Annotated in this window: 10 protein-coding genes; all 10 read left to right on the forward strand. The window is 41.0% G+C overall.

Going from position 1 to position 12735, the window contains the following annotated elements:
• Nucleotides 1-33 precede the first annotated feature (33 nt).
• The 10 genes from ACXYMX_RS02405 to truB all read left to right on the forward strand — a co-directional run bounded on the left by ACXYMX_RS02405 (nt 34) and on the right by truB (nt 12735).
• Nucleotides 34-1740: a proline--tRNA ligase gene (locus ACXYMX_RS02405; protein ID WP_459042614.1), complete on the forward strand. Its 1707-nt coding sequence runs from the start codon at nt 34-36 to the stop codon at nt 1738-1740.
• Between the two features lie 69 nt (nt 1741-1809).
• Complete coding sequence (locus tag ACXYMX_RS02410; RefSeq protein ID WP_459042615.1) at nt 1810-6132, forward strand: PolC-type DNA polymerase III; 4323 nt, start codon at nt 1810-1812, stop codon at nt 6130-6132.
• A 276-nt stretch (nt 6133-6408) separates the two neighbouring features.
• Nucleotides 6409-6885: a ribosome maturation factor RimP gene (rimP, locus tag ACXYMX_RS02415; protein ID WP_459042616.1), complete on the forward strand. Its 477-nt coding sequence runs from the start codon at nt 6409-6411 to the stop codon at nt 6883-6885.
• Between the two features lie 22 nt (nt 6886-6907).
• Nucleotides 6908-8053 (forward strand): transcription termination factor NusA, encoded by a 1146-nt coding sequence (gene nusA / locus ACXYMX_RS02420; RefSeq protein WP_459042617.1) that lies wholly within the window; start codon nt 6908-6910, stop codon nt 8051-8053.
• A 19-nt stretch (nt 8054-8072) separates the two neighbouring features.
• Nucleotides 8073-8351 carry an RNase P modulator RnpM gene (rnpM, locus tag ACXYMX_RS02425; RefSeq protein ID WP_459042618.1) on the forward strand — a complete coding sequence of 93 codons (279 nt, stop codon included), beginning with the start codon at nt 8073-8075 and terminating at the stop codon, nt 8349-8351.
• Nucleotides 8348-8674 carry a YlxQ family RNA-binding protein gene (locus tag ACXYMX_RS02430; RefSeq protein ID WP_459042619.1) on the forward strand — a complete coding sequence of 109 codons (327 nt, stop codon included), beginning with the start codon at nt 8348-8350 and terminating at the stop codon, nt 8672-8674. The genes rnpM and ACXYMX_RS02430 overlap by 4 nt, the downstream gene beginning before the upstream one ends.
• Nucleotides 8675-8678: 4 nt before the next feature.
• A complete protein-coding gene (gene infB, locus ACXYMX_RS02435) occupies nt 8679-11081 on the forward strand; it encodes a translation initiation factor IF-2 (RefSeq protein ID WP_459042620.1) in 2403 nt (800 codons plus the stop codon).
• Complete coding sequence (locus ACXYMX_RS02440; protein ID WP_459042621.1) at nt 11078-11356, forward strand: DUF503 domain-containing protein; 279 nt, start codon at nt 11078-11080, stop codon at nt 11354-11356. Before infB ends, ACXYMX_RS02440 begins: the two co-directional genes overlap by 4 nt.
• Before the next feature lie 22 nt (nt 11357-11378).
• Nucleotides 11379-11729, forward strand: a complete 351-nt coding sequence (gene rbfA, locus ACXYMX_RS02445; RefSeq protein ID WP_459042622.1) for a 30S ribosome-binding factor RbfA — start codon at nt 11379-11381, stop codon at nt 11727-11729.
• An 82-nt stretch (nt 11730-11811) separates the two neighbouring features.
• On the forward strand, nt 11812-12735 hold the full coding sequence (gene truB / locus ACXYMX_RS02450) for a tRNA pseudouridine(55) synthase TruB (protein WP_459042623.1): 924 nt from the start codon (nt 11812-11814) through the stop codon (nt 12733-12735).

Genomic DNA, 12735 nt, shown 5'->3' on the forward strand with positions numbered 1-12735 from the left:
CAATTAAAAATTTGACTCGGGGTGGAAGTTCATATGAAACAATCATTAACATTCATACCTACAATGCGTGAGGTACCTGCTAGTGCAGAAATTAGATCGCATCAATTACTGCTGCGTGCAGGCTTTATCCGCCAAAATACAAGTGGGGTTTATTCATATCTTCCACTAGGTAAGAAAGTTCTCGACAATATCGAGAAAATTATTAAAGAAGAAATGGAAGCCATAGATGCAGTTGAAGTGTTGATGCCTGCGTTACAGCAAGCAGAACTGTGGAAGGAAACTGAAAGATGGTTTTCTTATGGGCCGGAGTTGTTTCGACTGAAAGATCGTCACGGTAGAGAGTTTGCGCTCGGAGCAACACATGAAGAAGTCATTACATCCCTTGTTCGTGATGAATTGAAATCTTATAAAAGACTGCCTTTAACACTTTATCAAGTTCAAACAAAATATAGAGATGAACAACGTCCACGTTTTGGTTTACTACGGGGTCGTGAATTTATTATGAAAGACGCGTACTCCTTTCATGCGACAGAAGAAAGCTTAGATGAGAAGTATGAAGAAATGAAGCAGGCTTATAGCAACATCTTCACTCGCCTTGGGCTGAATTTCCGATCCGTTGTTGCGGATGGAGGTTCAATCGGTGGAACAGACACGCATGAGTTCATAGCGCTTTCAGATGTCGGTGAAGATACAATAGCGTATAGCGATGCTTCTGATTTTGCAGCCAATATTGAAATGGCTGAAGCGAATAAAGAGTATACCAAATCCGACGAACCATTAAAGGAAGTAGAAAAGATTGCTACGCCTGGACAACGGACAATTGAAGAAGTATCAGCTTTTTTGAATGTGGATGCAGCTCAATGTATTAAAACATTGATATTCCAAGCGGATGATTCCTTAGTCGTTGTACTTTGTCGGGGAGATCATGAAATAAACGACATTAAACTTCAAAATGTACTTGGAGTGACGTCACTTGAGTTTGCATACGAAGGTGATGTGTTCAATCTTCTTTCATGTGAAGTTGGCTCAATTGGACCTGTGAAGCTTCCGGTTGATGTAAAGGTAATTGCAGACCATGCAATTGCTTCAGTCGTTAACGGAGTTGCAGGTGCAAATGAAGATGGCTATCATCTGATTAATGTGAACGCAGAACGAGATTTTGCAGTAGATTCATACGAGGATATTCGCTTTATTCAAGAAGGAGAACCCTCACCTGATGGCAATGGTACTATTAAATTTGTCAAAGGAATTGAAGTGGGTCATATCTTTAAACTTGGCACAACGTACAGTGCAGCAATGGATGGAACATTTTTGGATGAAAACGGAAGGTCTAAGCCTTATATTATGGGATGCTATGGAATTGGCGTTTCAAGGATCATGGCAGCGGTCGCAGAGCAATTTAACGATGAGTTTGGTCTGAAATGGCCAAGGAATCTTGCTCCTTTCGACATCCATTTAATTGCGGTAAATTCAAAGGATCAAGCACAAAAAGAACTTGCGGACGAATTGTATAAATTACTAAAGTCTTATCGATATGGGGTTCTTTATGATGATCGACCTGAACGTGCGGGAGTTAAATTTACAGATTCTGATTTGATTGGGTTGCCTGTGCGTCTTACGATTGGTAAGAAAGCAACTGAAGGAATCGTAGAAGTGAAGTTTCGCGGAACAGGTGAATCAGCCGAATGGGCGAAAGAAGAACTTACTGAAAAGTTACAAGCATTTTTTAGCGCTGAATAAGGATATGGGAGGAAGGCCGATATGCGGTACTTCCTCCTTTCAAATTTACCGAGAAGGGGGAGAAAGCTCATGGATCAAGTTAATGAAGAAAAAGTAAAGTTTCATCTGTTATTGCAGCAAATTAATTTAACGGATGACCAATTTGTTGCTTTTTTTGAGAATGCTAGATTAGAACGAGTGAGTATACATCGAAAATCTCGTGTGTGGCAATTTAATATTACGCTTGAAAAACTGTTGCCGATCGAAGTGTATCAAATGTTTTCACAAAGAGTGAATGAGGCATTTGCAGCGATTGCAACAATTCGACTCCAATTGACTTGTTCGAATAACGAAGCGAATGAAGAACTTTACGCACATTATTGGCCATACGTAATTGAGGAAATAGCGGGTATGTCACCACCGGTTCGTGAACTCCTAACTAGTCAAAGGCCGTTAATTACAGGTGGTAAGATGGTGTTGCAATGTACAAATGATCGAGAACTACAAACGATGAAGGGGAAGTATGCAAATCTACTTTCAGAAATGTACACCTCTTTTGGATTCGCCAAACCGTTTGTGGATTTTACTTTGTCTGAAGATGACAAGGGTGAGCAAGAAGCAAGGCAGACATTTCTAGCACAACGACTCGTTGAAGAAGAAGAGTACGCTCGAAAAGCACTTGAGGATATGAAGAAACGAGAAACGAATCGAAAAGAAAATGGTGCGCCGACAGGTCCATTTCAACTTGGTACACTTATCAAAAATGAAGAACCCATTCTTGAAATTCAACAAATCCAAGAAGAGGAACGTCGCGTAACAATTGAAGGTTTCGTGTTTGATGCAGAAGTGAAAGAACTTAGAAGTGGCCGGTCACTTCTCACGATAAAAGTAACGGATTATACGGATTCAATCCTTGTAAAAATGTTCTCGCGTGATAACGAAGATGCAGAACTAATGAAGACGTTGAAAAAAGGTGCATGGGTCCGTGCGCGAGGCGGTATCCAAAATGATACGTTCGTTCGTGACTTAATAATGATGGCACAAGACATCATGGAAGTGACACCAATTATTCGACGCGATAAAGCACCTGAAGATCGGAAACGAATTGAACTGCATGCGCATACAACGATGAGTCAAATGGATGCGGTAGTTTCAGCATCTGCGCTTGTAGAACAGGCTGCAAAATGGGGTCACCCTGCAATTGCAATAACGGATCACACCAACGTTCAAGCCTTTCCAGATGCCTATTCGGCAGGGAAAAAAGCGGGAGTTAAAGTGATATTCGGCATGGAAATCAACCTCGTAGATGATGGAGTTCCAATTGCTTATGATGAACAGCATCGTAAGCTAGAAGAGGATACATATGTCGTATTTGACGTCGAGACGACCGGTTTATCGGCTGTCTACAACACGATCATTGAACTGGCAGGTGTGAAAATACGGAACGGGGAAGTAATAGATACGTTCGAGCGATTTTCCAATCCTGGATATCCAATTTCTGCCCTAATTACAAAATTAACAGGCATTACGGATGACATGGTAAAAGACGCTCCACCAGTGTCGGAAGTAATTCATGACTTTTGTGACTGGATAGGGGATTCGATTCTAGTTGCTCATAACGCATCCTTTGATATGGGCTTTCTCTATGAAGCACGAAAACAATCGGATTTACCAAATGTTTCATATCCAGCAATAGATACACTAGAATTAGCTCGTTTCCTTCACCCTGAAATGGGAAATCATCGCCTCAATACATTAGCGAAAAAATACAACATCGAGCTGACGCAACATCACCGTGCGATTTATGATGCAGAAGCAACGGGTCATCTATTTTTACGTTTGCTAAAAGAGGCGGAGGAAAAAGGAATCTTTTATTTGGATGACTTTAATAAGCATATCGGCGGAGGAGATACATACAAACGTGCTCGACCTACGCACTGTACACTTCTCGTAGCGGATGATGAGGGACTTAAAAACCTGTACAAGCTTGTCTCTTACTCCCATATGGATTATTTCTACCGTGTCCCACGAATTCCACGTTCTTTACTTGTGAAACATCGAAAAGGTTTACTTGTAGGTTCGGGCTGTGACAAAGGAGAAGTTTTCAATGGATTGATGCAAAAATCCCCAGAAGAAGTCGAGGAAATCGCCAAGTTTTATGACTACTTGGAAATTCATCCAAAATCGGTTTATTCTCACCTTGTTGAAATGGAATTAATTCGAGATGAATGGAATATGGAAGATATTATGAGGAAACTCATGAAACTTGGGAAGAAACTCGACATTCCAGTGTGTGCTACTGGGAACGTGCATTATCTTGATGAAAACGATGCGACATTTAGAAAAATACTTGTTCGTTCGCAAGGCGGGGCGAATCCATTAAACAGACACTCGCTGCCGGCAGTTCATTTCCGTACGACAGATGAAATGCTTGAAGAATTTGCTTTTCTAGGTGAAAAGGTTGCAGAGGAAATTGTTATCGATAACCCACATGCAATTATGGCGAGAATAGGTGATGTGAAAGCAATTAAAGATGATTTGTATACTCCGAAAATAGAAGGTGCGGAAGATGAAGTTAAAAATCTGACCTATTCGATGGCACATGAAATTTACGGTGAAGAATTACCTGAAATTGTTGTAGAACGAGTAGAAAAAGAATTGACATCTATTATTGGAAATGGATTTTCTGTTGTTTATCTAATTTCACATAAACTCGTAAAGCGTTCATTAGACGAGGGCTATTTAGTAGGTTCCCGTGGATCTGTTGGTTCTTCATTTGTTGCTACAATGATGGAGATAACAGAAGTAAATCCATTGGCACCTCATTATATTTGTCCGAAATGTAAAACAGCAGAATTTTTCACTGACGGTTCTGTCAGTTCGGGCTATGACCTTCCAGATAAAGAATGCCCGAGCTGTGAAGTAATGTATAAAAAAGACGGGCAAGACATTCCATTCGAAACATTTTTAGGTTTCGAAGGTGATAAAGTACCTGATATTGATTTAAATTTTAGTGGTGATTATCAGTCTAAAGCACATAATTACACGAAGGAACTCTTTGGTGAAGATTTTGTTTATCGTGCGGGGACAATCGGGACAGTTGCTGAAAGAACCGCCTATGGATATGTTCGAGGGTATATGAATGATAATGGACTTAATTTTCGGGGTGCGGAAATTGACCGACTCGTTCAAGGGTGTTCGGGCGTTAAAAGAAATACCGGACAACATCCAGGTGGAATTATAGTTGTACCCGATACAATGGATATTTTTGATTTCACACCGATTCAATTTCCTGCAAATGATTTAGAATCTGTTTGGAAGACGACGCACTTCGATTTTCATTCGATTGAAAATAATTTGCTGAAACTCGATATCCTTGGTCACGATGACCCTACGATGATTAAAATGCTTGAGGATTTGTCTGGCATTGATCCATTAACAATACCGCCTGACGATGAAGGCGTAATGAAATTATTTAGTGGGACAACATCTCTAGGTGTGACCCCTGAGCAGATAGGCTGTAAAACGGGAACATTAGGTGTCCCGGAATTTGGTACACGTTTTGTACGCCAAATGTTAGAAGAAACAAAGCCGTCAACGTTTTCAGAGTTGATTCAAATATCGGGGCTCTCTCATGGTACAGATGTTTGGTTAGGAAATGCTCAGGAATTAATAAAAGATAAAACATGCGAATTGTCCGATGTAATTGGTTGTCGTGATGATATTATGGTTTATTTGATTTATCAAGGACTGAAACCAGCACTAGCGTTTAGTATTATGGAATCGGTACGAAGAGGTCGTGGACTTACGCCAGAATATGAAGCGGAAATGCGTGCGAACAGTGTACCGAATTGGTATATCGAATCCTGTAAGAAGATTAAGTATATGTTCCCGAAAGCGCATGCTGCTGCATATGTTTTAATGGCGCTACGTATCGCTTACTTTAAAGTGCACCACCCACTATTTTATTATTCGGCGTACTTTTCGATTCGAGCTTCGGATTTCGATCTTTTATCGATGACGCAAGGTTCGGCAACGATTCGATCACAAATTAAGGAAATCGAAGCAAAGGGACTCGATGCTTCACCAAAAGAGAAGAACTTATTAACGGTTCTTGAAATTTCACTTGAAATGTGTGAAAGAGGCTTTTCATTTGCCAAGCCAGATTTATATAAGTCCGATGCATCCATATTTATTATTGATGGAAATACATTGATTCCACCGTTTAACTCGATTCCTTCGCTTGGTACAAACGTAGCTCGATCGGTTGTTGAAGCGCGTAAAGATGGAGAGTTTCTTTCGAAGGAAGACTTTCAACAGCGTGGACGTGTTTCAAAAACAGTTGTTGAGTACATGGATACACTTGGTTGCCTTGAGGGAATGCCTGATGCCAATCAGTTATCCCTTTTCTAGGGTATGGCTTGATTGTTTGCAACGAAGGTCTATATATGGTACACTTAATACAACTTTTGTAATAGTCTTGTGCAGAGAGAGTGGGATTTCCCGCTCTTTTCTGTTGTTCTGTTGCATTTTCACCTTGAGTTTTCGATGGAACAATCGTTGAAAACTCAAGGTGGAGCCTTAGGCAAATGTCAAAAGTTTTTCGAGATATTTATCGGTTTTTATGATGGAAAATTTGGACGCTAATTGGCCGAGGCGCATTTGAATGTGATTTTTGGGAGGGATAAGATGAGTAAAGTTACGGAAACAGTCGAACAGCTCGTCAGTCCAATCGTAAACGAACTGGAACTGGTGCTAGTTGACATTGAGTTTGAAAAAGAAGGAAGGGACTGGTTCCTTCGAGTGTATATCGATACGACAAAAGGGGATATCGATATTGACCAATGTGCGCTCGTCAGTGAACGACTGAGTGAAGAGCTTGATCGCACAGATCCAATCCCGCAGAATTATTTTCTTGAAGTGTCTTCACCGGGTGCTGAAAGACCACTCAAAAATGAGCAAGACTTTCTAAATGCAGTCGGACAGTATGTGTTTATTAAAACATACGCACCGATTGATGGCATGAAAGAATTTGAAGGGTATTTACTGGCATACGGCGAGGACGGAGCAGAAGTTGAAGTACGTATTAAAACGAGAAAAGTAACGGTGTTAATTGAGCAAGATAAAATGGCAGTTGCACGCTTAGCAATCGACTTTTCCGCATAATTGAATATAGGAGTGATTGAACATGAGTAGTGAGCTACTCGACGCACTAACGGCCCTTGAGAAGCAAAAAGGGATTTCGAGAGAAGTGCTAACCGAAGCAATTGAAGCAGCATTAGTAACTGCATATAAACGCAACTTCAACCAGGCACAAAACGTTCGGGTTGATTTGAATTTGGATAAAGGAACAATGAAAGTTTACTCTAGAAAAGATGTCGTTGAAGAAGTTGAAGACGATCGTTTGCAAATCGCACTCGAAGATGCACATAAAATCAATCCAGCATATGAGCTAAGCGATATCGTTGAAGAAGAAGTCACTCCTAAAGATTTTGGTCGGATTGCCGCTCAAACAGCGAAGCAGGTCGTAACTCAAAGAGTACGTGAAGCTGAGCGTGGGATGATTTATGAAGAATATGTCGACAGAGAAGATGATATTGTAAATGGTATCGTTGAAAGACTAGATGCACGTAATTTATATGTAGGTTTAGGTAAGGTGGAGGCAGTTCTTCCAGTTGGAGAGCAAATCCAGACAGAATCCTTCGTTCCACATGATCGCATCAAAGTGTACATTACAAAAGTAGAACGGACTTCTCGTGGACCGCAAGTATTTGTTTCTAGGACGCATCCGGGACTTCTTCGCAGATTATTTGAAAATGAAGTACCTGAGATTTACGATGGCATCGTTGAAATTAAAACGATTGCTCGTGAAGCTGGAGATCGTTCCAAGATTTCAGTCCATACGAATAACGAAGAAGTAGACCCGATTGGTTCTTGTGTTGGAGCAAGGGGAGCCCGAGTTCAATCAATTTCTAACGAGTTAAACGGCGAGAAAATCGACATCGTTGTTTGGTCTGAGAATCCTGTAGAATTTGTTGCCAACGCATTAAGCCCTTCCAAAGTACTTGATGTACAGGTGAACGAAGATGAACGTTCAACTACAGTGGTAGTTCCTGATTATCAATTATCACTTGCTATCGGGAAACGTGGACAAAATGCAAGACTTGCAGCGAAATTAACGGGTTGGAAAATCGATATAAAGAGTGAAACCGATGCACGTGAACTAGGAATTTATCCTTCTTCTAGTGAACTGAATGAAGAAACAGAAGAAACTTCAGTAATTGAAGAAGTTGAACTTGAAACGATTGATTTATACGCAGACGACGAAGACTGAAAAGGAAGGATGGGTACACATGACAAAAATGAAGAAAGTTCCTTTACGTAAATGTGCAGCAACGGGTGAAATGTTTCCTAAAAAGGAAATGATTCGTATCGTTCGTCCAAAAGACGGGGAAGTTTCGGTTGATCTCACAGGCAAGAAGTCAGGCCGTGGGACATATGTGTCCAAATCTGAAGAGGCAGTCGAAAAGGCTCGTCGAAATCGTTCGATTGAAAGTCAACTAGGAGCTGCTGTTCCTGAGCAAGTATTTGAAGATCTTCTTCATGCAATTCGCCGGGAGGCTTTAAAATGATGGACGCAAAAGCTAAAAAAATCTTTCAGCTACTTGGAATAGCAACGAGTGCGCGAATGATGATTACCGGAGAAGAATTGTCAATACGTGAAGTTCGTAACGGAAAAGCGCATCTTGTAATTATTTCTGAGGATGCATCTGAAAATACAATGAAAAAAATAACTGATAAATGTACTTTTTTTAACGTTGAGAGGCATGTCTTTGGAAGTAGAGAAGATTTAGGACATGCAATTGGGAAAGAGTCGCGTGTGGTACTAGCGATAACGGACGCCGGTTTTGCCGGCAAACTGTCCGAGCTCCTCAACGAATATAAACGGGGGTGAGCCAATGACGAAAATACGTGTACATGAATACGCAAAAAAAGTAAATAAAACAAGCAAAGAAGTCATCGAAGAGCTTGGAAAAATAAATGTAACAGTTACGAATCATATGTCAACACTTGATAAAGAAGCAATCACAAAGCTAGATAATTCATTTGGTGGAAACAAAAAGTCTGTAGAAGCACCGAAAACTCAACAGCCAACTGTGAAAAATACGGATTCAAAAGCAGCACCGAAAACTGCTCGTCCAGCACAGAGTGGACAAAATAAACCTGCGCAAAACAATCAAAACCGTCCAACGCAGTCAACAGGAAGCCGTCCAGCGCAAGGTGGACAAAACCGTCCAACGCAGTCAACAGGAAGCCGTCCAGCACAAGGTGGACAAAACCGTCCAGCACAAGGTGGACAAAACCGTCCAGCGCAGTCAACCGGAAGCGGTCCAGCACAAGGTCGTCCAACTACTCCTCAGGGAGCACAGGGGCAAAATCGTCCTGCTGCAGCAACATCGGGTGCACCAAGTCGTCCAACAGGTGGGCGTCCACAAGGTGGAGCACCAAATCGTCGCGGTGGTCGTCCACCAGCACGAGGTATTAACCAAGGTAGAAGAAGGTACCGTCCAGCTCCTGTTCCTAAAGTAGAAGGGCCACTACCTGAAAAAATAACATTCTATGAATCACTTACGGTCGCAGAACTAGGTAAAAAACTAGATCGTGAGCCATCAGGAATTATTAAAAAATTATTTATGCTTGGTGTTATGGCAACAATAAACCAAGAACTTGATAAAGATGCAATTGAATTAATTTGTGCTGAATATGGTGTTGAAGTAGAGGAAGAAATCCGCATAGATCGAACAGATCTTGAGACGTATTTCGACGACAATGAAGAAGTGTCAGAAGCAGGTCAAGTTGAACGTCCTCCTGTAGTAACAATAATGGGGCACGTTGACCATGGTAAAACGACTCTCCTTGATTCCATTCGAAATACAAAAGTTACACAAGGTGAGGCTGGCGGTATTACCCAGCATATTGGCGCCTACCAAATTCGAGAGAATGGCAAAAAGATAACATTCCTTGATACGCCGGGTCACGCAGCGTTTACAACGATGCGGGCACGTGGTGCAAGTGTAACTGACATTACCATTCTTGTTGTTGCAGCAGACGATGGTGTAATGCCGCAAACAGTCGAAGCGATTAACCATGCGAAAGCAGCAGAAGTTCCAATTATTGTTGCAGTTAATAAAATGGATAAACCATCGGCAAATCCAGATCGTGTTATGCAAGAGCTTACTGAACATGGACTTGTTGCAGAAGCTTGGGGTGGAGATGCAATTTTTGTTCCTATCTCTGCATTACAAGGAGACGGAATTAAAGAGTTGCTCGAAATGGTATTGCTAGTAGCAGAGGTCGCTGAATTAAAAGCGAATCCGGATATTCTTGCAAGAGGATCAGTTATTGAAGCGCAACTTGACAGAGGGCGCGGATCTGCTGCAACACTTCTTGTACAGGATGGAACGCTTAAAGTAGGAGATCCTATCGTTGTAGGAAATACATTTGGTCGTGTTCGTGCAATGATTAGTGATGTTGGGCGACGTGTGAAAGAGGCAGGTCCGTCTACTCCAGTAGAAATTACGGGACTTAGCGATGTACCACAAGCAGGAGATCGATTTGTAGTCTTTAAAGACGAAAAAACGGCTCGTCAAATTGGTGAAACAAGAGCTGGCGAAGCGATTCAAGAACAACGTGGCGAAAAAACAAGAGTTACTTTAGACAACTTGTTTGAACAAATGAGCCAAGGTGAAATGAAAGAATTGAAGTTGATCGTTAAAGCTGACGTTCAGGGTACTGTTGAAGCGATGGCAGCTTCATTAATGAAGATCGAAGTAGAAGGCGTCAACGTTAGAATTATTCATACGGGTGCTGGAGCTATCAATGAATCAGACATCTCTCTCGCAGCTGCGTCAAATGCAATTGTCATCGGATTTAACGTTCGTCCTGATACAAATGCTAGTCGTGCGGCAGAAGAAGAAGGCGTTGATATCCGTCAACACCGCGTTATTTATAAAGTAATTGAAGAAATTGAGTCTGCTATGAAAGGCATGCTCGATCCAGAATTCGAAGAAAAAGTCATTGGTAAAGCTGAAGTACGTCAAACAATCAAAGTTTCGAAAATCGGTACAATTGCCGGAAGTTATGTAACTGACGGAAAAATTACCCGAGATTCTGGCGTACGTATAATCCGTGACCATATTGTTATTTTCGAAGGCGAATTAGATACTTTGAAGCGTTTCAAAGATGACGCTAAAGAAGTTGCTAAAGGTTATGAATGTGGAATCACAATCAAAAACTTTAACGATATTCATGAAGGCGACATCATTGAAGCATATGTAATGGAGGAAATTAAACGCGTATGATTGTCTACGCGGAATGTTCATTCTTCATTCCTATGGCAGCTTCACTGAAAGATAAACGGTCAGTTTTGAAACGAATGATTGATCGAACAAAGAACTCTTATAACGTTTCGATTTCAGAAATCGAACATCAGGATCTTTGGCAACGAACTACAATCGCACTCGTTGCCGTAGCTTCATCGAAAGATGCGGCTGAACGAGAAGTAAGACGGACAATTCGCTTTTTGGAATCAAATCCGGAATGGGAAATGTCTGACTATACTTTAGATTATTATTGAGACTGAATTGGGGTGACCAAACATGTCAAAGCGTGTGAATCGTGTCGCGGAACAAATGAAGAAGGAACTTGGGGAAATTATTTCACAAAAAGTAAAAGACCCAAGAATTGGCTTTATCACTGTGACTGATGTTGAAGTGACAGGCGATCTCCAACAAGCGACGATTTATATATCTGTTCTTGGTAGTGAGAAAGAGAAGGAAGATACACTTAAAGGTCTTTTAAAAGCAAGAGGATTTATCCGTGCAGAAATTGGCCAAAGAATCAAGCTTCGACTTACTCCAGAAATCGATTTTAAATTTGATGAATCAGTTGCATACGGAAGTCGAATCGAATCACTTCTAACTCAAGTAAAAAATGAACAGAGCGAATAAAACGAAGGAAGTCGGCGTCCGCAAGGGCTTTCCGACTTCCTTTCTTTACATATCAAATCGAATTCTTTAAAGGAGTTTTGAAATGGATGGAATACTTCCTCTTTGGAAAGAAAAAGGGATGACTTCACATGACTGTGTCTTTAAATTGCGTAAAATACTTGGAACAAAAAAAGTAGGACATACAGGCACGCTTGACCCAAGTGTAGAAGGTGTATTGCCGATTTGCATTGGACAAGCAACGAAAGTGGCGGAGTATATAACGGATGCAGGAAAAGAATATGTAGCAGTTGTTTCAATTGGGACATCTACCGAAACGGAAGATGCAGATGGTTCGGTCATTCATACAGATCTTTCGGAGAAGAAAATTAATCGAAGTCATCTAAAAGAAGTGCTAGAGAAGTTGACCGGGGAAATCATTCAAATTCCACCAATGTACTCTGCTGTTAAAGTAAATGGTCGCAAATTATATGAATACGCTAGAAAAGGAATCGAAGTTGAACGTCCTCAACGAACAGTTTTGATTCATGAGATAGAGTTATTGGATGACAGGGAAGTTTATGAGGGACAAGAAATTACATTTAAAATTCGAGTAGCTTGTGGAAAAGGTACCTATATCCGAACACTGGCCGTTCAAATCGGAGAATACCTTGGGTTTCCAGCTCACATGGCATCTCTGGTTCGCACAGCTTCGAGTGTTTATAGAGAACCTGATTGCCGAACGCTTGCAGAGGTCTCAGAGCTAAAAGAAAATGGAGAGATATCGACGATTTTGCATCCGCTTGAAGATGCGTTAATCGATTTTCCAAGTGTTGAAATTGATGAGGAAATGTATACAAAAATAGAAAATGGACAAGTTTTGCCCGAACATCCAATTCTATTAAAAGAACAGATCGTTGTATTTACAAAAAATGCAAAAGCAATTGCACTTTATAGGAGACATCCTTCAAAACTGGGGCTAATGAAACCAGAGAAAATGTTTCCTTTGAATATGGTGAGGGGGAACTAA

This window comes from Sporosarcina sp. CAU 1771 (genome assembly GCF_054482775.1).